The organism is Mesorhizobium sp. WSM4819 (assembly GCF_055811215.1).
This window is the reverse complement of record NZ_JBVVQO010000007.1, coordinates 77907-101039: the sequence shown is the minus strand read 5'-3', so window position 1 is coordinate 101039 and position 23133 is coordinate 77907. Positions and strand designations below refer to the sequence as shown.

20 protein-coding genes are annotated in these 23133 nt (G+C 56.8%); 16 read left to right on the top strand and 4 right to left on the bottom strand.

The features are described from left to right. Positions 1 to 17: 17 nt before the first annotated feature. The 4 genes from AC0L18_RS09035 to AC0L18_RS09020 all read right to left on the bottom strand — a co-directional run bounded on the left by AC0L18_RS09035 (position 18) and on the right by AC0L18_RS09020 (position 3565). Positions 18 to 1028 carry an ABC transporter permease gene (locus tag AC0L18_RS09035; protein ID WP_473491714.1) on the bottom strand — a complete coding sequence of 337 codons (1011 nt, stop codon included), beginning with the start codon at positions 1026 to 1028 and terminating at the stop codon, positions 18 to 20. Further along, positions 1025 to 1822, bottom strand: a complete 798-nt coding sequence (locus AC0L18_RS09030; RefSeq protein WP_473491713.1) for an ATP-binding cassette domain-containing protein — start codon at positions 1820 to 1822, stop codon at positions 1025 to 1027. The genes AC0L18_RS09035 and AC0L18_RS09030 overlap by 4 nt, the downstream gene beginning before the upstream one ends. 74 nt (positions 1823 to 1896) lie before the next feature. Then, positions 1897 to 2835 carry an ABC transporter substrate-binding protein gene (locus AC0L18_RS09025; RefSeq protein WP_473491712.1) on the bottom strand — a complete coding sequence of 313 codons (939 nt, stop codon included), beginning with the start codon at positions 2833 to 2835 and terminating at the stop codon, positions 1897 to 1899. A gap of 118 nt (positions 2836 to 2953) precedes the next feature. After that, positions 2954 to 3565 carry a cupin domain-containing protein gene (locus tag AC0L18_RS09020; RefSeq protein WP_127205516.1) on the bottom strand — a complete coding sequence of 204 codons (612 nt, stop codon included), beginning with the start codon at positions 3563 to 3565 and terminating at the stop codon, positions 2954 to 2956. Positions 3566 to 4447: 882 nt separating this feature from the next. Between AC0L18_RS09020 and AC0L18_RS09015 the strand changes: the two genes are divergently transcribed. The 16 genes from AC0L18_RS09015 to AC0L18_RS08940 all read left to right on the top strand — a co-directional run bounded on the left by AC0L18_RS09015 (position 4448) and on the right by AC0L18_RS08940 (position 23025). Continuing rightward, entirely contained in the window at positions 4448 to 5473 is a 1026-nt protein-coding gene (locus AC0L18_RS09015; RefSeq protein WP_473491711.1) for an NAD-dependent epimerase, read from the top strand. A gap of 125 nt (positions 5474 to 5598) precedes the next feature. Continuing rightward, entirely contained in the window at positions 5599 to 6918 is a 1320-nt protein-coding gene (locus tag AC0L18_RS09010; protein WP_473491843.1) for a UDP-glucose dehydrogenase family protein, read from the top strand. 39 nt (positions 6919 to 6957) lie between these two features. Further along, positions 6958 to 9222 (top strand): mannose-1-phosphate guanylyltransferase/mannose-6-phosphate isomerase, encoded by a 2265-nt coding sequence (locus tag AC0L18_RS09005; protein WP_473491709.1) that lies wholly within the window; start codon positions 6958 to 6960, stop codon positions 9220 to 9222. Between the two features lie 115 nt (positions 9223 to 9337). Next, on the top strand, positions 9338 to 9802 hold the full coding sequence (locus tag AC0L18_RS09000; RefSeq protein ID WP_473491708.1) for a hypothetical protein: 465 nt from the start codon (positions 9338 to 9340) through the stop codon (positions 9800 to 9802). A 421-nt stretch (positions 9803 to 10223) separates the two neighbouring features. Further along, positions 10224 to 10784 (top strand): transcription termination/antitermination protein NusG, encoded by a 561-nt coding sequence (gene nusG, locus AC0L18_RS08995; protein WP_473491706.1) that lies wholly within the window; start codon positions 10224 to 10226, stop codon positions 10782 to 10784. A 466-nt stretch (positions 10785 to 11250) separates the two neighbouring features. Then, positions 11251 to 12678: a GMC oxidoreductase gene (locus AC0L18_RS08990; RefSeq protein ID WP_473491705.1), complete on the top strand. Its 1428-nt coding sequence runs from the start codon at positions 11251 to 11253 to the stop codon at positions 12676 to 12678. Beyond that, on the top strand, positions 12675 to 13094 hold the full coding sequence (locus tag AC0L18_RS08985) for a hypothetical protein (protein WP_473491703.1): 420 nt from the start codon (positions 12675 to 12677) through the stop codon (positions 13092 to 13094). Before AC0L18_RS08990 ends, AC0L18_RS08985 begins: the two co-directional genes overlap by 4 nt. A 243-nt stretch (positions 13095 to 13337) precedes the next feature. Further along, the gene (locus AC0L18_RS08980; protein WP_473491702.1) at positions 13338 to 14525 is read left to right on the top strand and encodes a glycosyltransferase; all 1188 of its coding nucleotides are present in this window, start codon (positions 13338 to 13340) and stop codon (positions 14523 to 14525) included. Further along, on the top strand, positions 14522 to 16042 hold the full coding sequence (locus tag AC0L18_RS08975) for a lipopolysaccharide biosynthesis protein (RefSeq protein WP_473491701.1): 1521 nt from the start codon (positions 14522 to 14524) through the stop codon (positions 16040 to 16042). Before AC0L18_RS08980 ends, AC0L18_RS08975 begins: the two co-directional genes overlap by 4 nt. 3 nt (positions 16043 to 16045) lie before the next feature. Then, the gene (locus tag AC0L18_RS08970) at positions 16046 to 16732 is read left to right on the top strand and encodes a class I SAM-dependent methyltransferase (protein WP_473491699.1); all 687 of its coding nucleotides are present in this window, start codon (positions 16046 to 16048) and stop codon (positions 16730 to 16732) included. Further along, positions 16719 to 17690 (top strand): phosphoribosyltransferase, encoded by a 972-nt coding sequence (locus tag AC0L18_RS08965; protein ID WP_473491697.1) that lies wholly within the window; start codon positions 16719 to 16721, stop codon positions 17688 to 17690. Before AC0L18_RS08970 ends, AC0L18_RS08965 begins: the two co-directional genes overlap by 14 nt. 125 nt (positions 17691 to 17815) lie before the next feature. Then, positions 17816 to 18805, top strand: a complete 990-nt coding sequence (locus AC0L18_RS08960) for a glycosyltransferase family 2 protein (protein WP_473491695.1) — start codon at positions 17816 to 17818, stop codon at positions 18803 to 18805. Next, positions 18805 to 19872: a glycosyltransferase family 4 protein gene (locus AC0L18_RS08955; protein ID WP_473491841.1), complete on the top strand. Its 1068-nt coding sequence runs from the start codon at positions 18805 to 18807 to the stop codon at positions 19870 to 19872. Before AC0L18_RS08960 ends, AC0L18_RS08955 begins: the two co-directional genes overlap by 1 nt. Continuing rightward, positions 19866 to 21221: an O-antigen polymerase gene (locus AC0L18_RS08950; RefSeq protein ID WP_473491693.1), complete on the top strand. Its 1356-nt coding sequence runs from the start codon at positions 19866 to 19868 to the stop codon at positions 21219 to 21221. The genes AC0L18_RS08955 and AC0L18_RS08950 overlap by 7 nt, the downstream gene beginning before the upstream one ends. Further along, complete coding sequence (locus AC0L18_RS08945) at positions 21218 to 22474, top strand: glycosyltransferase family 4 protein (RefSeq protein ID WP_473491691.1); 1257 nt, start codon at positions 21218 to 21220, stop codon at positions 22472 to 22474. Before AC0L18_RS08950 ends, AC0L18_RS08945 begins: the two co-directional genes overlap by 4 nt. Next, the gene (locus AC0L18_RS08940) at positions 22471 to 23025 is read left to right on the top strand and encodes an acyltransferase (RefSeq protein WP_473491689.1); all 555 of its coding nucleotides are present in this window, start codon (positions 22471 to 22473) and stop codon (positions 23023 to 23025) included. The genes AC0L18_RS08945 and AC0L18_RS08940 overlap by 4 nt, the downstream gene beginning before the upstream one ends. Positions 23026 to 23133 lie beyond the last annotated feature (108 nt).

Here is a 23133-nt window from a genome sequence, read left to right as displayed (position 1 = left end):
AGAGATCACTCATGGGCTCAACGGCTCCGCACGGCGCCGCGGAACAGGCGGAAGTTGAGCCAGATGGCGATCAGGATGATTGTTCCGGTCACGATCGGCGTCAGGAATGGCGACAGATGCGCCAGGATCAGACCATTGCCGATGACGGCCACGGTAAGCGCGCCGAGCACCGTGCCGACGATCGTTCCGCGGCCGCCGAACAGGCTGGTGCCGCCAAGCACGACGGCAGCGATCACTTCGAGCTCAAAACCTTGCCCGGCATTCGACGATCCGGATCCGAGCCGGGCCGCAATGATGATCCCCGCAAGTGCTGCGGCGGCGGCGGAAATGACGTAGACGAAAAGCGTCGTCAGCCGCGTGTTGACGCCGGCGCGCCTGACCGCTTCGGCGTTGGCGCCGATGCCGGTCACGTAGCGGCCGAATGGCGTCTCGTTGAAGGCGATGTAGGCGATCGCGAGGATCGCCAGCGCGATCAGCGCCGGCGCCGGCACGCCAACCAACCAGGCGCGGCCCAGCACCGTGAAGGGGCTTCCCGGCTCGATGGGGATCGAGTAGCCGCCGGTGATCAGCAGCGCCACGCCACGGATCACCGAAAGCCCGGCAAGCGTGACGATGAAGGCCGGGATGCCCTCATAAGCGACGAAATAGCCCTGCACCGCGCCAAGCAGGGAGCCCAGCGCAAGCATGGCGAGGATGACCACCGGCCATGGCAAACCCAGTTGCAGCAGCGTCGCCGACAGCGTCGCCACCAGCGCCAGCACCGAGCCGACCGAAAGGTCGATGCCGCCGGTGGTGATGACGAAGGTCATCGCTGCGGCGACGATCAGCAATGGTGCCGACTGCCGCAGGATGTTCAGTAGATTGGGGGACGTCAGAAAGGCGTCCGTCGCCACCGAAAAGATGACGCTAACGATAAGAAAGAACAGCGCGATCGACACGACACTGCCATTGGCAAGCACCGCATCTCGCCACGTGCCTGCGCGGACCCTTTGAGACTGGGCGGAGTGGGTCGAAGTCACTTCGCTCATGCTGGCGCTCCATCGCGATAGGCGCTGGTGGCCGAACGAGCGTTGAACTTGCGGCCCACGATCAGGTTGACGACATCTTCGATATTGGTTTCGCCGATCAGCCGCTCGGCGACGTTGCGTCCTTCGTACATGACCTGGATGCGGTCGCATACGAGGAACAGATCCTGAAGGCGGTGGGTGATCAGGATGACACTGACGCCGCGGGCGCTGACGGTGCGGATCAGATCCAGCACCGCCTCGACCTCGGCGACGGCAAGCGCTGCCGTCGGCTCATCCATGATCAGCACGGACGGCTCGAACGAAGCGGCGCGGCCGATCGCGATCGACTGTCGCTGTCCGCCGGACAGGTTTTCGACCTTGAGCCACGTATCGGCGATGACGATGCCGAGACGGTCGAGCATCTGGCGCGTTTGCTCGTGCATGCGCTTCTTGTCGAGAAAGGAAATGCCGGCGATGCGGCGGCGCGGCTCGCGGCCGAGAAAGAGATTGCCGGCGACATCGACCGTGTCGCAGAGCGACAGATCCTGATAGACCATCTCGACGCGCGCTGCACGCGCGTCCGCCGGCGAGTTGAAGGTCACCGGCGTTCCATCGATCTCGATCGTGCCGGCATCGGGAACCACGGCTCCCGACAGCACCTTGCTCAACGTCGACTTCCCCGCGCCATTGTCGCCGACAAGCCCGAGAACCTCGCCCGGCCTCAGCACCAGCGACACGTCATCGAGCGTCTGAATGGCGTTGTAGCGCTTTGAGATGCCGCTCATCCGCACCCGATAGGTCTCGCCACTGCTCATCTTCGATCCACGGGCTTTGCGAAGCGTCCGCGGCGTAGCCTCAGGCGGCGCCGCGGGCCGGTCATCGACGCAGTTTACTGGAACATAGCGCGATATTTGTCGACGTTGTCCTTGGTCACGATCGTCACCGGAATATTGATGATCGGCTCGACCGTTTCGCCCTTCTTGAGCTTGACCAATGCTTCGACGGCGGCCTTGCCTTCGCCGGCCGGGTCCTGCTGGACGACCGCCACCACCCAACCATCGTCAATGCCCTGGATGACCTGCTTGGTCAGGTCCCAGCCGAACACCTTGACGTCGCCGGTGCGGCCTTGGCTGGTCACGGCCGAAACAGCCCCGAGCAGAGCCGGCTCGCCGGTCGCGTATAGCGTCGTCATGTCCGGATTGGCGGTCATCAAATTCTCCGAAGCGCTCATCGCGGTCTCCTGGACATTCTGGCCGTCGACCGTGTCGAGGAAGGTGATATCAAGGCCGCTGTCGGTGACCGCCTTCCTGAAGCCGTCGAGCCGCTGGTTCTGGATGAACGAATTGAGCGCGCCGACAATGCCGATCTTGGCGGTGCCGCCCATCTCCGACTTGACATAGTCGGCGTAGAATTTGCCGATATCCTCGCCGGCCTTGGCGTTGTCGACGCCAATGAACGCAACGTTGTCGCCGTCGGGGATCTGCGCGTCGATGGCGATCACCGGGATGCCGGCCGCCTTCGCGGCGGTGATTGCAGGCTTGACGCCATTGACGTCGATGGCGACCAGAATGATGCCGTCGACTTTTTGCGTGATGTAGTTCTCGATCGCGTCATTTTGCGCGCTCGGCACGTTGTTGGCATTGAAGATGACCAGCTTGGCGCCGGCGGCGTCGGCCGCCTTCTGCGCGCCCTCGTTGATCTGGTTGAAGAACAGGGCCTGCTGGTTGATGTTGACGAGAGCGAACGTGTCGGCGAACGCCGATCCCATTGCTGTCGAGCAAATGGCGATGACGGCGGCGCAACGGAAGAGAAGTTTGAACGGACGCATTTACGGTTCCCCTTGCTTGCGGGCCAAACCTGTCAGGCTGGCCCATTGGTGCTACAGGCACGAGCAAACATTCAAGAGACTTGAATACTTGTCAACGTCTTTGAATCTCTGAACACCGTCAGAAGGTCGCCGGCGTGTTGACCCAAAAAATGCTGGCTCTCTCCTTGCCGATGTTGCGGTAATGGTGCGGCAGCTCCGACCTGAATACGAACGCATCGCCGGTGGCGAGATCATGGCTCTTGCCATCGACGATCAGCTTGATCCGGCCGGCGAGCACGTAGCCGACTTCCTCGCCGACATGCTGGATGGGACCTTCGCTCTCGCCGTCCGCCTCGATATGATGGATGTTGCACTGCAACAGGTGTCCGGGCGAATATGGAATGATGCGTTCGAGCGAGATGCCCTCGCCGCGCCTCAGCGCGTCGAGCGAGATCAACGGCCGCGCGCCTGCGCGGAACACGATCGCCTCGTCGTCGTCGACCTGTTCGAACATCCAGCCGATGTTGGTCTCCAAAACTTCGACCAGGCGGTGAAGCATGGGCAGGGATGGTGAAGCCTTGCCGTTCTCGATCTTGGACAAAAGGCTTTCAGAGCAGTTCGCAGCTGTCGCCAGCGTCTTCAGCGTCATGCCCCGCGTCTGGCGGGCGAGGCGCAACCGCGTTCCAAGCCGCGCGGCATTTACGGTGGCGTCCATTTCGGACTCCGGCCGTCGCCGATCGATTTTGTTCATCCGTTCGCCAACCATTCAACAGTCATGGGACACCATGGTGACAACTGTCGCGCGAGCAAAAGACAGCCGCGACCGATTTGCAAGTGGTGATCTGTCAATTTCGACCTGGCCGGGCCTCGACCGGTTTTTGATAGCACCGATAAAGCAACCCAGTGTCAAACACTCGCCGTCCACAGCGAAATCGGCCGTCCCTCGATCGCACCTGGCGCCGACTGGAACAAAAAGCGTTCCTGCGTTGTTCTCCATCCCGATGTTCGCAGGCGCTGGTTTATACGCCGGCCAGAGGCAATCCTTGCGGCAGGCGCTCGGCGGAAACTCAATGCAGGCAAGGGGTGCAAGAGCGTTTTGCGCGGACGAAATTCGCGCGGTTCGAATTCTCGTGATCTGAACTTGACGAGGCAACAGACGGTAGCGTAGCAGTTCGCTAAAAAGAACGGCTTGCTTGATTTCAGTGGAGGCCTTACTTCGGGCGCTTCGGTTCGGATTCTCTCGGGCCTTTCGCGGAGATGATCGGCCGACTTGACCGGCTCGATCCGGCCGGAAGGGCCCGGGTTCTGGTTGCCATCATGAATGGCGAGATCCCTGTTGACTTGGATTCAAGGGAACTCGTCGCGATCGCATAATTGACTTTCGATTATGCGATGTGAACTGCTGCAAAGTCGGCTCTCGGGTTTCACCCTGGAGTGCGGTAGCCGTTGGGGCAGAGAAATAATTGGATAGTAATATGGGTCAATATCGCACGTTTGGGTGGAAAATGCCGGGAGCAGGTGAGAAACCGGCGATATTTTGTGCTATCGATCGGCAACCGTTTCGCTCCGTTAGTACCGTGAGTGACGCCGGTAGAATCGCCATTCCTAATCCGGCGACGGACGATCGTTTCTGATGAAAGTGCTGGTCACGGGCAATGCTGGCTTTATCGGGTTCCACATTGCTAAAGCATTGCTAGAGCGCGGCGACGAAGTCGTTGGATTCGACGTCGTCAACGACTACTATGATCCCAAGCTGAAAGAGGCGCGACTTCGTCTCCTAGAGGAAACGAACAGACGCACCAATTCCGGCTATCACTTCATCCGAGCCAATCTCGCCGATCGCGCTGCTGTCGAAACATGCTTTGCCGATCACAAATTCGATCGCGTAGTCCATCTCGCTGCGCAGGCCGGCGTTCGTTACAGCGTCGAAAATCCGCATGCCTACGTCGAGAGCAACATAGTCGCGTTCACTAACATACTGGAGGCCTGCCGCCACGCCGACATCGCACATTTGACCTATGCCAGCACGTCGAGCGTCTATGGCGCTAACACCTATATGCCGTTTTCAGAGCATCGGCCCGCTGATCATCCGCTGCAATTCTACGCTGCCACCAAGCGTGCCAACGAGCTGATGGCGCATAGCTACAGCCATCTGTTCAGACTGCCGACAACGGGCCTGCGCTTCTTCACCGTCTACGGTCCGTGGGGCCGGCCCGATATGGCATTGTTCCTGTTCACGAGAAACATACTCGCCGGAGAGCCGATCAAGCTCTTCAACAACGGCAACCATACGCGCGACTTCACCTATGTCGAGGACATCGCCCAAGGCGTGATCCGGGCGAGCGACCAGCCGACAGCGCCAAACGCCGGCTGGGACTCAGGCGACCCGGACCCCGCGACGAGCAACGCGCCCTGGCGCATTTTCAACATCGGCAACAACAACCCTGTGAAACTGACCGAATATGTCGAGGCGCTGGAAGAGGAACTGGGCCGGAAGGCGATCGTGGAACTGCTGCCGCTACAGCCGGGCGACGTGCCGGACACCTTCGCAGACACCTTGGCCTTGCAGGCCGCCGTCGGCTATAAGCCGGTGACGCCTGTGCGGGACGGTGTGGCGGCATTTGTAGCTTGGTTTCGCACTTATAATAACTTGAGATGAGACGCTTACCGTCTAATAGTTGTGGTATCCGCTCTCGGAATTCACCCTGGAGTGCGGTAGCCGTCGGTTGTTAAGACTTGCGTCTCTGCGAGATCGTTTCATCGGCGCTGATTGGGAGTCATTGCATGCGAATAACAATGATTGGTGCCGGCTATGTTGGGCTTGTCTCGGGCGCCTGTTTCGCCGACTTTGGCCATCAGGTCTGCTGCATTGATCGCGATCCAGAAAAACTTGCCATGCTCAAGGGCGGCAAGATACCAATCTATGAGCCAGGGCTCGACGAACTCGTTGCGACCAACACCTTGCAAGGTCGCTTGCGATTCGACGACGATCTGGCGGACGCGGTTTCTCAATCGGATGTCGTCTTCATCGCCGTGGGCACGCCGTCGCGACGTGGCGACGGTTTTGCCGATCTATCCTTTGTTTATGACGCGGCGGCCGAAGTAGGCCGGGCGCTGAAGGGATTTACGGTCGTTGTGACGAAATCGACCGTGCCTGTCGGTACTGGTGACGAGGTCGAGCGAATTATCCGTGAGCAGAATCCAACGGCCGATTTTGCGGTGGTCTCCAATCCGGAATTTCTTCGCGAGGGATCGGCGATCGACGATTTCAAGCGGCCTGATCGCATCGTTGTCGGGACCGACTCCACAGGGGCCAAGGCAGTGATGGGCGAGGTCTACCGTCCGCTCTCGCTGAATGCCGCGCCGATTTTCTATACGAGCCGACGTACGGCGGAACTTACCAAATATGCAGGGAACGCATTCCTGGCGATGAAGATCACCTTCATCAACGAAATTGCCGATCTCTGCGAGCGGTTGGGAGCCGATGTGCAGGACGTCGCGCGGGGCATCGGCATGGACAATCGCATCGGCGCAAAGTTTCTTCACGCCGGGCCGGGCTACGGCGGCTCCTGTTTCCCGAAAGATACGCTGGCGCTGGTCAAGACCGCGCAGGACGCGGCAAGTCCCATCCGGCTTATTGAAACGACGGTCTCGATAAACGACCAGCGTAAACGGGCAATGGCGCGCAAAGTGGTCGATGCCTGCGGGGGCTCGGTTCGCGGCAAGACCATTGGTGTCCTCGGCCTTACGTTCAAGCCAAACACCGACGATATGCGCGACGCCCCCTCATTAGCCATCATTCAGGCGCTCAAGGATGCGGGCGCTTCGATCAAGGCGTATGATCCGGTCGGCATGGAGCAGGCGCGCAAGTTGATCGAGGGCATTGAATTCGGGGACAGCGCCTACGCGGTAGCCGACGGCTCCCATGCGATAGTGATCGTCACCGAGTGGAATGCCTTTCGGTCATTGGATCTCAAGCGGCTCCGTGCGCTCATGGCGATGCCAGTGATGGTTGACCTTCGAAACGTCTACCGGGGTGAGGATGTCATGAAGGAAGGCATAGCCTATTCAAGCGTTGGCCGAGAGCGGCATCTTGTTAAGTGAGCGTCAGGTTTTCGTGGGACCCGGTTCGCGAGTGGCAATTTGAACACCACCACCATCCAACTGCCCAACGAGCGGATCGTCAGTTTTGTTATGAGTGGCGGTATTGGCTCACGACTATGGCCGCTGTCGCGCGAGGACAATCCCAAGCAGTTCCATGATTTTTCCGGCGATGGCTCGATGCTGGTCAAGACTCTGCACCGGCTGACGGCGCGGCCGGATGGCGAAACACCGGTCTTCCTGATTGCCTCGGAGCGGCACGCCGACCGCGTTCACGCCGATCTCGCCGGGATCGACCTTTCCGGCGGCGGTCCCTTGTTCGAGCCGACCGGACGCAACACCGCCGCCGCCGTCGCCTTGGCGACGCTGCGCACCCTCTCCGAATTTGGCGACAGCCTGGTGCTGGTTGTGCCATCCGATCATGAGATCACGACCGCACGGCAATTCTGGCAGAGCGTGGAAAATGGCGCCGGCGCGGCGCGTGCGGGCCGGCTGGTGGTATTCGGCATCAAGCCCGGCCACCCCGAAACCGGTTACGGCTATATCGAGATCGCCGGCGAGAAGGATGGCATCTGCGATGTCTCGCGTTTCGTCGAAAAACCGGACCTCGCGACCGCGCAGAACTACCTGGCGGCCGGCAACTTCTACTGGAACACCGGCATCTTCCTGTTTCGCGCCAGCGCCATGCGCGACGCCTTCACGGCTTTTGCGCCTGACATCTGGAACGCCACTGAAATTGCCTACCAGGCGGCGACATCGGATCTTTCCGGCCTCTATATGCCTCTGGAGCTTTACGCCGCGATTCCCTCGACGTCGATCGACTATGCCATCATGGAGCGCGCCAGCGACATCGCCATGGTGCCGGCCGGCTTCCGCTGGAACGATCTCGGCTCCTGGCAATCACTGCTCGATGTCGGTCCCTCCGACAATGACGGCAATGTCATCGTTGGCGATGTCGTCGCCATCGACTGCGAGAACTCCTACATCCGCAGCGACAGTCGCCTGCTCTCTGCCATCGGCTTGAAGGATGTTGCCATCGTCTCGACCGCCGATGCCACCTTCGTCGCCCCGGTCAGCCGCAGCCAGAACGTCAAGAAGATCGTCGAGCAGCTCGAAAAGAGCGGCCGACTGGAAACCAGGTTCACGCCCGCCGGTGATCGTGTGATCGAAAGCGGCGCCTGGCGGCGCCGTGTACATCACTGGCTGTTCGAAGAGACGGTGCCGCTGTGGTCGACAGTTGGGGTCGATGAGCGCCATGGCGGTTTTCACGAGGCGCTCGGCTTTGACGCCACACCGCTCAAGAAGCCCAAGCGCATGCGCACCATGGCCAGGCAAGTCTACGCCTTCGCTGTCGCCAGGGCGCGCGGCTGGGACGGGCCTGCTGACCGGCTGATCGGCCACGGCCTAGAATTCATGGCCAGGAACGGCCGCACCGACAATGGCGGCTGGGTGCGCACGCTCAATGTCGACGGCACCGTCGCCGACGCAGCCGAGGATGCCTACGATCATGCCTGCGTGCTGCTGGCGCTGGCGCATGCCCATATGGTCGGCAATCCTGATGCATTGCGGCTTGCCGAAGAAACGTTTGCGTTTCTCGATGCGCATCTCGAGGATCACCGCATGACCGGCTTTCTCGAAACGTCGATCGGCGTGGGCGAACGCCGTTCCAACCCGCACATGCATCTGCTCGAGGCTTTTCTGGCCTGGCATCAGGCGACCGGCGAGCTCGCCTATCTTCGCCGCGCCGCCCGCATCGTCGATCTGTTTCGCAGCCATTTCTTCGATCCGGAAAGCTGGACGCTGGGCGAATATTTCGATGCCGAGTGGAGGCCGGCGGAGGGCGAGAAAGGTGCCTGGACGGAACCCGGTCACCATTTCGAATGGGCCTCGCTGCTGGTCGACTTCGCCGGGCGCAGCGGCCAGAGTGACCTGACCGGCTTTGCCAGAAAGCTCTATGCCTCGGCCATTGCCAGCGGCCTCAATCGCGCCACCGGCCTCGCCTATAGCGCCGTCTCGCGGCAAGGCCTGCCGCTCGATCGTGTCTCGCGCAGTTGGCCGCAGGCCGAAGCAATCAAGGCGGCGATTGCACTGGACGGTTCGGGCGGCCCCGACCTCAAGCCCGAGATCGAAGCGCGTGTCGGCCGCCTGTTCCGTTGGCACATCAATCCGGCACCGCTCGGCCTGTGGATAGACCGGATCGATGAGCGTGGCCGCTCGCTGGCGACCGATGTACCGGCAAGCATCTTTTATCATCTGGTTTGCGCGCTGACCCAGTATCTCGACAGCACCGTCGCTGAATCTCAATAGATCAGTTGACGGAATTTCTTCGATTGAAATGGATGCCAGGCGACGGTGAGTCTTCCGCGCGTCGCCGCCAGAGGTGATAGAGGCACGCGCTTGGCCGCAGCAGGAGTGAGGATTTTTGTCGCTCAAGAAACTAAGCTTGCTGGCGCTCCTTGCCCTGGCGTTTGCGGTTGGCTTCTTTGCCATCATCGTGGAAAAAGGGACGCCTCGTCGTCCCCCGCCGCCAAAGCCGCAAGCGGCGATCGAGCCGTTTGATGGCAAGCTATTCATCCAGGCGGTCGATGATCTTCGCGTCGGCAACCGCAAAATTGTGCTATGCGGCGTGGCGTTTACCAAGCCCCAATCCCTGCGTGCCATCGTAACGGACGCGGCGCGCCGGGACTACCAGGGGCTCGCCCTGACTTGCAAGCCGGTCGGCATGGGGACGCCTTGCGACGGCAATGTCGCCTCAAAGTTTGGTGGTGCCATCGTTGTGCAATGCCTCACGTCCGATGGCGCGGATTTGGCCGCCAAACTTGCCGAGAATGGCATCTTGTGCGGACAGCCCGCGCAGGCAGGTTCGGCCTACAAATCTTGCCTATAGGCTCGCTACTCATGGGGATGAACCTACGGCCTTGGCGACAATTCGGCCCGCAACGTCGACTTTCTTGCCGAACTGGTCGCCACCGCCAATTGGCCGGTATCTGCTCCACAACGCTTTGCTAACGATACCGTCACACTATGGTCAAGTCGACGGATTAAGGACCACAACAGCCAGCGATTCGTCGCGAGCCAGTGTAACCAAGCGGCTACACATCGGCGCAATCGTTCGATACCGCTGGTTGGGTGGCTAAAAAAATAATGCGGCTTGATAGCTTTTCAGGCATAGCTGAAATTAATGGACAAATAGCAAAAATTTTTCGACGAACCGACTTGATCCCCGCGACATAGCTGCTCGAATGGTATCGTTGCGCTGTCGTAACCCTTGACATCAACCATGCCGAAGACCGCCGAGAGCGAGACACGTGATTAGCCCGAAAAAAACAACTGTTAAGGCAGCGTTGCAACGGCCCTCAACTGGCGCCGCAGCGCGCTGGTATGCCGCCAGCGTTTTTCCGGGAAAGGAAGACGTCGCCGAACGGCATCTCCGGTTACAGGGGTTTCACCCGTTTGTACCTCGCTACGAGAAGACCATTCGTCATGCCCGGCGCGTCGAGACGCGACCGGCAGCCTATTTTCCAGGTTACATGTTCATCGCCCTCGATGTCGCGCTGCAGCGGTGGCGCTCGATCAACGGAACGTTCGGCGTGCGCTCCCTCATCATGCAGGGCGAGCGGCCATTGCCGGTCCCCTCGGGACTGGTGGAGCGGTTCATTGCCCTGACCGGCAAGGGCGGCTTGCTTGATTTCACTGAAAGCCTTGCTGCGGTCGCTTCGGTTCCGACTCTTTCGGGTCCTTTCGCGGAGATGATCGGTCATCTTGACCGGCTCGACCCGGCTGGAAGGGCCCGGGTTCTGGTTGCCATTATGAACGGCGAGATCCCTGTGGACCTGGATGCAAGGGATCTGGTCGCAATCGCACAATAGGAAAGCGCTGGCGCTCGATTATGCGGTGTAAGCTGTTGCAAAGTCGGCTCTCGGATTTCACCCGGGAGTGCGGTAGCCGTTGTCGTGACAAAACATGCTCTTGCTGATTGGTCAAGCCATGGCGATACGGAGCGTTGCCCCACACAAGCGGGTTTATCCGGTTTTTCGCGGTTTGGGTGCTCTTAGCTGGGAAAAGGTAGGAATTGCCGGGAATTGGCGGTAGGAATGGGAATTGTCGTTCCATACCAGCCCGCTCGATGAGCAGATTACTGACAGTAGATTGTAGCAGCATATGCCCCAGACGTTAGGATATCATGCTGCAGATAATATTCCACGCCGCTGCGCCAGTTGTTAAGGATGCTTGCCACTAGTAGTGCGGCTACAAGATATTCCCCTAAATTCGTAAGGCAGTATTGAGTGTTTAATTTATTTGATCTGAGATCGCAGCAGAACCTGGCCGGAAGAAATGGACAAGTTTGACTATTTAGTGATTGGCTCCGGTTTTGGTTCCTTGTTCTTCCTCAAGCGCCTGTTGATCTTGCAGCCTGGCGCTCGCGTGGCGGTGGTCGAATGGGGAGGGGGGTACGATCACGAATGGCAACTCGAAAACATGCGCAATTCGCCGCTTGCCGTATTAGATGCGCACGCACAGCCTGAGGACCAGAAGCCTTGGAACTATACGATTGGCCTTGGCGGCGGGACGAACTGCTGGTGGGGGCAGTCCATGCGACTATTGCCATCCGATTTCCAGATGAGATCGAAATATGGAGTTATGACCGACTGGCCCTTTACATATAATGATCTTGAGCCCTTCTATATGGAAGCGGAAAAGATCATGCAGATATCGGGATCCGACGCAATGTCCCGAGTTTCGCCTCGCTCCGGTCCCTTTCCGCTTCCGCATCATCGGCAGAACGACGTCGATGTGCGTATGATTGCGGCCAGTCCCGATTTCCATTTTCCAATTGCAACAGCCCGTGCACCCAAGTCGACAGAGACCCGCAATGCCTGCTGTGCCTCTGCTCGCTGCCACCTGTGCCCGGTGGATGCGAAGTTCACGGCATTTAACGGTATGAAGGAGGTGCTCGAAAGCAAATCTATAGCCTATTTCCTGAATTCCGAAGTCCGGCGTATCGTTCACGAGAAAGGAAGAGCGGTAGGCGTAGTCTACCGTCGTGACGAGCGGGAATATCACTTAAACGGCGATGTAATTGTTCTCGGGGCAAACGCCATTCATAGTCCCGCCATTTTGCTTCGCTCAGGCCTTGATCACCCGACAACCGGCATTGGGTTGTGCGAGCAACTCGGTGCCGAGTTTGAGGTATTGCTTGACGGTGTGGATAGTTTCGGGGGGGGCACAGCCACGACCAGCCTGAACTATTCACTGTATGATGGGCACCATCGGACGATCGAGGGTGCGGCTTTACTGTTCTTCGAAAACCGCCTGAAGTATGGACTGCGACCTGAATTTGGTCGATGGCGCCAATATCTACCTCTCGTGGTCAACGTCGAGGATGCTCCTCAGGCAACTAATCGTGTAACGCTGACGGACGAGGGCAAGGCGCTGGTCAATCATCCGGCGGTGTCTGACTACGCGATTGCCGGCCTGCGACGAGCCGAAAAAGAGCTGCCCAATGTGCTTTCTCCGCTACCTGTGGAGCGCATAATCCCTCGCGGTCTTCGCCCAACAGAATCGCATATTCAATGTACGCTGCGGTCCGGATCGGATCCTGAAAATTCGGTCGTCGACGGTCGTTCGATCCACCATGCGGTGCGGAATCTCATAATTGTGGGTAGTTCGACGTTTACGACGTGCCCCCCAGCCAATCCCAGCCTCACGGTTGCAGCAATGGCGCTGAGGGCGGCTGAATTGTGGGTGGAGAAACACGTATGATGAGCAGGCGATCAGTAATTTTCGGTGGGATGGGGCTTGCCAGCATAGCCGGAGTAGGTTGGTTTGCCGCCAAGCCAATGGAAACTTGGATCAGCGGGGTTGTTGCTGATCATTTGGCCAAGGGAAACGTGGTGGGGTTAAAGCTGGACGAATTCGCTTCCGATTACATAAAAAACCAAAGAAGTTTGTTCGGTATACGGATTATTACGCTGGCAGAGTTTATGATGGGCGGCATTCTGCCCCTGCCGGGCGACTATCAAAGAAGAATTGATGATATTAAGAGAGATATAATAACTAAATACCTTGTCAATACCGATGACTTAAAGGCGCTCTATGGATCAAATAAGACAATTAAATATATCGGTATGTCCGAGCGAATATGTTCAACATCGAACCCATTTGCACAATTTCTTTAAGGTGGTTTTTTTGGCAGAGAGAGTTCGTCAGTTCGCTCTGATTAGAATGATTTACAGAAATTTTAGGGGTAATACTCTTGACGATCTGTTTCATAATTACTCAATCTGGGAGGTTTAATGTGTCGAAAACAGCTTTGATCGCTCGCATTACTGGGCAAGATGGCGCTTATCTCGCAGACGTACTTCTGTCAAAAGGGTAACTGAACTTGGCCGCACTTCTGTAAACTCCTGCTTCACAAGATCATGGACATTGGGATCATAACTTCCAGCATCTCCCGGTTGGCCGGCGGTTTGTTCGAGTCGGTGCGTGCCGGAGCGCTAGGCATGCAGCGACTCGGCCACAGTATCACCGTCTACGGATTGGAGGACGAGCACTCAGCCGAAGACATTGGCGCATGGGCACCGCTTTCGGTGCGCGCGTTTTCTCATGTCGGACCAGCAGCTTTCGGATATTCGCCAGGCATGTCGCGAGAAATTTGCAAGGCCGGCCATGACCTGCTGCATCTTCACGGCATTTGGAAGTTTCCGTCGATTGCTGCTATGCGCTGGGGTCAAAGCACCGGGCGACCTGTGGTGATCTCTCCTCGGGGAATGCTCGACCCTTGGGCATTGCGGAATAGCGCTAGGCGCAAACAGTTGGCTCGCCTTCTGTTTGAGGATCGCAACCTGCAATGCGCCGCGTGCCTTCACGCTCTCGCCCATGCGGAGGCCGGTGCCATACGTCAAGTCGGCTTGAAAAACCCAATAGCAATAATTGCGAACGGCATCGATATTCCTGACCTGGCGAGGGCTGCTCCACGTCTACCTTGGCTAGGAGCAGACCAGCGCAAGGTCTTGCTATTTCTCGGTAGAATTCATCCCAAGAAGGGGGTGAAGGAAACGATCGAGGCGTGGGCGAAATTGAAGGCGCTCTCGCCGTCGATTGCCGTGAACTGGCGAATTGTAATAGCCGGATGGGACGATGGAGGGCACCTCCTTGGGTTGCGCAATCTCGTTGAGAGAATGGCATTGCAGCAGGATGTGGAATTTCTTGGACCCCTTTACGGTCCAGCCAAAACCGAGACGCTTCGGCATTCAAGCGCCTTCATCCTGGCCTCGCATTCGGAGGGACTTCCGATGGGAGTGCTTGAGGCGTGTGCCTACCAACTGCCAGTCTTCATGACCCGCGCCTGTAATTTGCCCGAAGCATTCGCACAAAAGGCCGCAATCGAGGTGTCTACCGATTCTGAAAGCCTTGCTACGACCCTCGCGCAACACTTGGCAAACGGCAACCTCGCCATTTACGGCCGGAATGGCAGGACGATGGTCGAAAAATCATTCTCTTGGGAGAGTATAGCGCAAAAGCATATCGATCTGTACTCATGGCTTCAGGGCAGTGTAGGGCGTCCGGAATGGATCGATATCCAAGATACTAGAGGTTCTGTCCGATGAGTTCCGTAAAAGGCACTGCCAGTGCTGAACTCAAATATCTCGATCCAACAAAAGGTATGGGTCGGAGAACCGCCTATGGGGGCATTCTTGCACTCGTGTCGCAACTGACGCGCATCGGAATTTCGCTGGTCAGCATCGCAGTTATGGCGCGCGTTCTACAGCCGGCGGACTTCGGACTGGTCGCCATCGCCACGACGATCACCGCGTTTGCAATGCTACTTCAGGACATGGGTTTATCTGCGGCCGTCGTGCAGCCCGACAACATAAACGACGACACGCTTAGCGTCTTGTGGATTGTTGGCAACCTGTTTGCGCTACTCATTTTCTTGTTGATCGCGCTAATTTCCCCCATGTTTTCTACCGTTTTTGCTGATCACAGAATAACAGCCCTTCTCATCGTGACTTCTTTGACTCTGCCGTTAACTGCAGTGGGTAACCTCCATCGTTCTCTTCTTCAGCGGTGGATGAGGTGGAATTCTCTTCAGGGAATTAGCGTCGTCTCGTCATTGGTAGGCGCGGTCGTTTCTATCGTTCTGGTCCTTTCAACGGAGATTGGCTACTGGGCGCTAGCAATACAGGCACTGATGTCCGCTGGCCTTCAGTCTATTATGTGCTGGTTCGCCTCTTCTTGGCGGCCGAAACTCATAACGGATTGGCGTTCTGCATTGCCATCGCTTCGGTTCGGCCTTTACCTGACGCTATTCGGAATAATCAACTATGCCCACAGATATGCCGATAATTTCTTAATTGGATGGCGCCTTGGAACTACCGAACTGGGCTACTACTCGAGAGCTTATGCGATCATGTCGATGCCCCTGCAAGTCGTGAACGGTCCCGCTGGAACGGCTGTCATCTCTGCATTGAGCCGGTTGCAATCGCGCGAGGCTGAGTGGCGCCGACTCTATTTGGATTCACTTCTTATTATAACCTTCATCACCGCCCCGGCGGCGGCGTTTCTGATATACAGCGCGCCGGAACTGATTACTGTCGTCCTTGGGCCAAACTTTGTCGAATCGATACCGATCTTCAAGGCCCTTTCAATCGGAATATTTTCGCAACCTATCATGAGTTCGACGGGCTGGCTTTGGATATCGACGGGGAACACGAGAGATATGGCACTATGGGCAGCTTTCGCTGTCCCTCTTTTGATTCTCTCTATGTTAGTCGGGCTTTTGTGGGGATCGACCGGCGTTGCTTTATCGTACTCGTTAACGTTCAGCGTTCTTACACCACTTTGCACTATATTTGCTGCGAGACGCCTTTCCATAAATGTCTCAGAAGTTTACTATACGGTTTCTTGGCCGATTTTGGGAGCATTGATTGCCTTGGCGACTTGCTCTCAATTCGAACTTATTTCGGAGCGCTCCAATTTAATTGCGATCGTGTTTAAGGCGGGTTTGTTCGGCACCGTTTTTATTCTCACTGCATCGTTAGCGAGCGTCTTTTATCCGGTTCAGCGCCGCAGGTTAGTCGGTTCGGTCAGGAGTTTTTTGGTTGACCCAAAAGGAGGTGAATAAGGAATGTCTGCGTTCGTAAAGCGGTTAGCAAAGAGATGGGTGCCGCCCGTCGTCGGGGTGTTCTATAAATTAGGGCTGAATGAAGTTAGTAAGTTCCGCTATCGCGGTCGCCCAAAGCGCTTCCTAGAAATTGGCCCTGGCCTAAATCGTATAGAAGATTTCGAATCTCTCAACGTGGTTTGGTGGCCCAATGTGGACTACGTTGCGGACGCGGCAAAACAGCTTCCGTTCGCGGACAACACTTTTGATATCCTTTATGCGAGCCACGTGCTTGAGCACATTCCCTGGTACAAGACCGAGAATGTTCTTGCCGAGTGGCGACGTGTCCTTAAGCCTGGGGGCCGTCTGGAGGTCTGGGTGCCCAACGGCCTTGAGGTCAGCCGAGCCTTCGTACTCGCCGAGGACAACCAGCCCAATCAAATAAATGAGGACGGCTGGCACCGATTTAACGAGGATCGCGATCCTGCCAAATGGGCAGCAGGAAGGACTTTTTCGTACGGTGACGGCCTAGGCACGCCTGGCCACTTCAACTGGCATCTGGCCCTGTTTTCCGAACGATATCTCATTAAGATTTTTGAACGTGTAGGGTTCACAGACTGCCGTAGGCTATCGCGAGAAGAGGTTCGTGGCTACGATCATGGATGGATTAACTTGGGAATTGGGGGAACGAAAGCGAATGCAGTTTCGTAGCTTCCAAGATCTCAACGATCTTATTCATCGTAGTATTTTTCTTTTTGAAAGAGACGATTTTGATATAATTATTGGAGTTCCGCGCAGCGGGATGTATCCGGCTTTGGTTCTTTCGGCGCTATTCAACAAGCCTGTTGCCGATCTAGACGGTTTTCTTCTCGGCCATATCATGGGCCACGGCGACAGCCGCAAATTGCCCAATTGGTCCCCATCAGCAACAGACTACAAGAGCGCGCTTGTCGTCGACGACAGTGTCCATCTCGGCGCCGCCACTGCAAAGGCTCGAATAAAGCTGCAGGGCAAAGTCCCAGATCTCAGGGTGAGGTTCCTTGCGATTTATGGATCGAAAGGCTGGTCCAAGCATGTCGATTTTATTTTCGAGGAGTGCCCGTTCCCGCGGGCCTTCGAATGGAACTTGCTACACTCATGGGTCATGCAGAAATCACTTCTAGATATGGACGGAGTGCTTTGCGTCGATCCCAACGATGAGGAAAACGATGATGGTGAAAACTATAAGCTTTTCATGAAGAACGCTCGCCGGCTGGCTCTGCCAAGCGTCTCCGTCAGGGCCGTGGTTACAAGCCGCCTTGAGCGATATCGCGCAGAGACGGAAACTTGGTTGGTTTCGAATGGCGTGTCGTTCGAGAAATTGATCATGCTCGACGTGCCTACCGCGGATGAACGTAGGAGACTCCGGCTTCACTCCAGCTTCAAGGCGGATATATATCGCCGCGATTCCGGCGCACTGCTATTCATCGAAAGCGAGCCCCAGCAGGCTATGGAGATCGCGCGGCAGTCCGGGAAGGCCGTTCTGGACTACAAGAACAAAGTCATTGCTTCTCCAGATCGCAATGACATTGAATATCAATACCGCCGAACAGTCAGTAGCATCGGAACAATGAGAAAAAAAATCCTTTACCAGTTGCGGCGGCGTTTTGGACGATTTCTGAACGGTTGATCTGGCTAAGTTTAACAAGGAGGACTCTCGCCTTTGTTGTTTCAATTTAGTTGGGTTTCGCATGCCAATTCGGCATATTTGCTAGGTGAGGTATCACCTTGACATTCCCATAGGTCGAGTCGTCTATGTCTATAGTTAATCAAAGCCTGCCGAATCCAAAGAACGGCCCGCGTATCGGTGTCATTATACCATGCTATAACAACGAGACGAGAGTTGCACGAGCGATTGAGAGCGCGCTGGAGCCGAATTGCCCCTGCATCTCGGTGGTCGTTGTTGATGACGGGTCCAAGGATGGCAGCCTCAATGTCATAAAGGGATTTGGCAGCCGGATAAGGTGGGAAACGGGACCAAACCGCGGTGCGTGCTACGCGCGGAACGTCGGCATGGAGATAGCTGACGCGGATGTCACTTTTTTCCTGGATTCGGACGACTATTACAAAGGTTCGATCTTGAGGGATCTTAGCAACTATCTCTGGCGCAAGGATCTCGATCTGGCTGTCGGCTTTCATGAGGTGGCGAGAGAAACGGGAGAGTCCCGCCCTGTCTATCATTATCCTGCCGGTGCGTCGAGCGGGGACCTGCTGGCAGGATGGGTGAGGAACAGGTACGTTCAGACAGGAGCCATTGCGTGGAGAACGTCATTTTTAAGAAAGATTGGCGGTTGGAATGTCCAAGTGACAGGCAGCCAGGATATTGAACTCATGGTCAGAGCTCTCCTTCGGGGGGCGAAAGCGGAAACTGTAGATGCAGGTGCGGCAGTTTACGTCAACCACACCGGACAAGATCGCATGAGCATGAATCTGAGCAGTGGGCGCGTTATAAACAAAATTGAGTTCACCCAGAACCTTTCTCAGATGGCTTCCACCCCTGCTTTGAGGCGTGAGATTGGTGTTCTTGCTTATTACATCGCGAGGGAGGCCTACCGTGCCGGTCATCTTGGACCCGGCGCTAGCGCACTCAGCTTATCGAGGTCTCTTGGCTTTCGCGGCCAGACGGGCTCCTGGTTGCACGTTCTCTTCTCATCTTTAATTGGTTTAGGCCCCAAGGAAATCATAGCAATGAAATTGGCACGCTATCGCCGTTACAATGGCGGTTCAATGATGCGCAAGGCTTGATGAAGATCCTAGTTTACTCGCATGTGTTTCTGCCAAGCGTTGGTGGGACGGAAGAAGTTGTCCGACTGTTGGTCGAGGAGTTTTGCCGTGCCGGTCACGAGGTAGTGGTGGCAACCCGCACATCAGGTAATGACATCGCGGGAGCGCCATATCGCGTCGTGCGCCGACCGAGTTTCATCAATCTCCTCCGGTTGGGGCGCGAAAGCGAGGTCGCCGTGTTGATTGGCGTGAGTCTCAGGGCGGCTCCGGCGATGCTCTTGGCGCGGCGGCCATTCGTAATATCCCACCACATCTATCTTGAACGGTGGTCTCCTCAAAAGGTCCGTCGCCCGCTGCACTCTTCGATAGCGCTCGGGCTGAAGCGATGGCTTTCGTCAAGAGTGCACAACATCTATACGAGCAGCGGCTTTATGCGGGCCGATCAAGGCAGCGGAATCGTGATCAGAAATCCTTTCGACATTGGGCGTTTCAGGCCTGCGCTGGAGAAGGATCGGGACCTCGTTTTCGTTGGCCGCATGATACCGGAAAAGGGCTGCTCCGATCTTGTCGAGGCACTGGCCATCCTGAAGGCACAGGAGATAGAGCCCACCGTCACGCTTGTCGGCGACGGGTCCGAACGCCAGCTCCTGGAACGCCGAGTCAAGAGCGCTGGTATGCAGGACACCGTAACCTTTACAGGCGTGCTGACCGGCGAAGTGCTTGCGCAAATGGTCGCGCGGCACAGGATCTCGGTGGTTCCGTCCCGCTGGCCGGAGCCTTTCGGCATCGTTGCGCTCGAGGCAATCGCCAGCGGCTGCGTCGTGGTGGGCACGAATGGAGGAGGGCTGCCAGAGGCGATCGGTCCCTGCGGCATGATCGTACCGCCACGTGAGCCGTCGGCAATTGCCGCCGCCCTGAAATTGCTGCTGAATGACAGGGGCGAGTACGAGCGTTACAGTCGGGCCGGTAGTCGCTTCACTGCGTTTCATGCGCCCCACCTCGTGGCACAAGATTACCTCAAGGTCCTTAGCAGAATCGCACGAGGACCGAGCGAGGCAAGGCCGGTGGGGAGCAAGACGTCATGCTGACCATTTTCGCACCGGTGATGTTGATCTGTACGGTCGCCACGTGCGTATGGATGTTTTTCAGCCAGTCGGGCGGCGTCCAGATGATCCGGCTTCCGTTTCTTCTGTCGAGCGTCTACATTGCTTATATCTTTCCCAAGTTGGCTGGGCTTCTGGTGTCCGATTCTTCGCTAGCGGAAATCTACCGCTATGCTCAAACGTCGGACCGCGTGACAGCAATGGTAGGCCTGTGCTACTTCGCGTGCCTGGCCGGTTATTATTACGCACGACCCAGCGCGCGGTTTCCGTCCATACTGCCGGTGATTCCTCCCTTGCGCTACGCGAGGATTCGCAATATCTCGGTGTTCCTCTTAATCGTTTCCTTTATTGGCGTCGTCGGCTTGGCAAAGGAGGCGGGCGGCTTTTCCCAGTTCTTCCTGGATATGGATGGTTATGGGTTGGATTGGCGCGGCAGTGAGGTATATTACCTTTTCATATCAAGATTTATATATGTACCGATTCTATTACTATTGATTCTGTATTGGTTTAATCCGAAACCTTTTGTGTTATTTATCTTAATTATTGCCTCGCTGTATCCGCTGGCTAATATATTCTTGCTGTTAAGGCGCTCTGAGCTCCTCCAATGTGGATCTATATTTGGATTTATCCTGTTGATGTACTATAAAATTCGACCAAGACGATTGTACGTGATGTCGGTTGTGTTCGTGATGCTGGCGGCGGTGGTTCTCTTTCCTGAGATCCGGACGTCGAAGTTTCGTGGCGAAGCTCTCGAGGAAGGCTTCGTTGAACAGCGCTTTAGCCAATTCATTAATTTTGAAAACAACAACGAGATGGCGGCGGCCGCTTACCTTGTGCATCGGACCAGCCAGACGGGAGAGCTTGAGTATGGAGCGATTTTCGTCAACGCCTTGATCAACCAGTTCATACCGGCCGGCCTGGTCGGCCGCGATTTGAAGCAGTCCTTCTACGTCGGACGCGCTGACGCCAACGATTTCGACTTCAATGACTGGAACCGTGACCAGTACTTCTATCTTGCGCCTATGGGCTTCGCCCAGGCGTACGTCCAGTTTGGCTATCTGGGCTGCCTGATATTCGCTGCCCTTGGCGCCTTTGTGGGAAAACTGGAGCATTGGCGCGTTCGATCCTTTATTGGCGAGATGATGTATGTTCTGATGTTAGGCCCTGTAGTACTGGCAGTCTCGAATGACATCCAGGCGCCAGTGGTTCGATTTGCCACATATTGCGCACTGTTCGTTTTTCTCGCGCTCAGTGGATATTTGAATTCTCTGAAGCGCACGCGCGAATGGATGGATTTTTATAGTCCTGCCTACCTTGCGAGGTTCTACAGGTGAGTGTTGAACATAAGGCAGACCGTTGCGCCGCCTCCGTCAAGCAGATGGAGGGCCGCCCGGCGGATAACGATTTCCGGGTGGCTGTGTTGCAGACGACGGCTCGCCGCGACTACGAGGTTGCTCGCTCCCTCTATCGCCACGGCGCGCTGGCCTGTATGGCGACAGACTTCCATCTACCAAATTGGGCGGGCGCGTTCGGCAAGGGGCGTCTCGGCCGCTACGTCATTCCCGAGCTTCCGCCCGAGAAAGTGTTCGGCGCACCCTTGGTGGGGTTGTTTTACCGTGCCCGCATGCGGATCATGGGACCGTTTTCCGCTATCCCTCATATTTGGGCGACAAAAAAGCTGACCAGCGCGACCTTCGCCCGATTGGCGAGAACAAAGCCTAACGTCGTGTTTGGGCTTGACACCGGAGCGCTTGAGCTATTCCGTTCCTTCGACTCGGTCAAGCCGAGACCTAAACTTGTACTTGAGCAATGCGTGGCACCACGCGCGAGCCAGTACCGGATGCTTGAGAAACTCTCCGATGCGATGCCGACGGAGATGGTGCGGCAGCGGAAGGCGAACGTTTTGCAACTAAAGCTGCGTGAGGAGGAGGAGTGGCGCTTATCCGACCTCGTGATTTCGCCTTCTGGCTACGTGACGGAGGAGCTTGTGAAGGCCGGCTGCCCTGCCGCTAAGATTCGCTTCGTACCCTATGGCTATACGCCGAAGACGCTTCCCAGAAAGCGCGACTACGCCGTCCGCCGTCCGCCTCTAAGAGTGCTGTTCGTGGGGGCCGTCGACTATCGCAAGGGCATTCACGACGTAGCAGTTGTCGCGGCAAGACTCGGCGATCGCGTTGAGGTAGAGGCCTTGGGCAAAATAATGGTGGACAGGCACACCGCAGCGAAACTCGGAAAGTCGATCAGGCTGATGGGCCCGCAGACGTTCAGCGCAGTGCAGTCGGCTTATCAGAACGCCGACCTGCTGATCCTCCCCTCTTATCTCGAAGGCTCGGCAATGGTTGTGTATGAGGCGATGAGCTTCGGTCTGCCTTGTCTGGTAACGAGGGAAACGGGAACCATTGTCACTCACGGTATCGACGGGTTCATCGTTGAGGCCGGGGATACGGACGCTATTCAGCGTATCCTAGAGCAGATAGTCGCAGATCCCCGTAAGCTGCAAAATATTTCCGAGCGGTCGGTGGAGGCTGCCGGTCGCGTTTCGGCGGAACTCTATGGCGAGAGGCTTATCAAGGCCATTGCATCATGACTGTGGTGAAGGTGTTACGCGCGCTCGATCATCTCTCCTACAAATTACGCCTTGCCTACTACAATCTGACGCTGTTCGGGTGGTACAAGACCGCGCCATGGTCGACCACCATCTACGGCCGGATAAACCGCCTGCATATGCCGATTAGGATCACGCTCGGAAAGAACTGCCGGCTTGGTAACGATCTTTATCTGGCGACTGCCAGGTCCGCCGAGATTGTCATTGCTGAGGATGTGAACATAAATCTAGGCTGCGTGCTCGTGGCTGTTGAGCGCATCGCGATTGGCGCGCGCACCTCTATTGCTGAGTATGTATCCATCAGAGACCAGGCGCATCGCTTCGAACCTGGGCTCGGCACGCGCGGACTCGGTTTCAAGTCGGCACCCGTCCAAATCGGCGAAAACGTCTGGATCGGACGTGGGGTATTCATTGGTCCGGGAACGACGATAGGAGCGAACTCCATTGTCGGCGCGAACAGCGTCGTACACGGCACCTTTCCGCCCAATGTCTTGATTGCAGGCGTGCCTGCTGTTATCAAGAAACAGCTGTAAACGTCACATGCGCTCTCGAAAAATTGTCTCCATCCTCCTTCTTCTGCTGGCGCCCTTTACCCCATGGGCCGCTCGTCGCTGGGCGTATCGCCGTTGGCTAGGGTACGA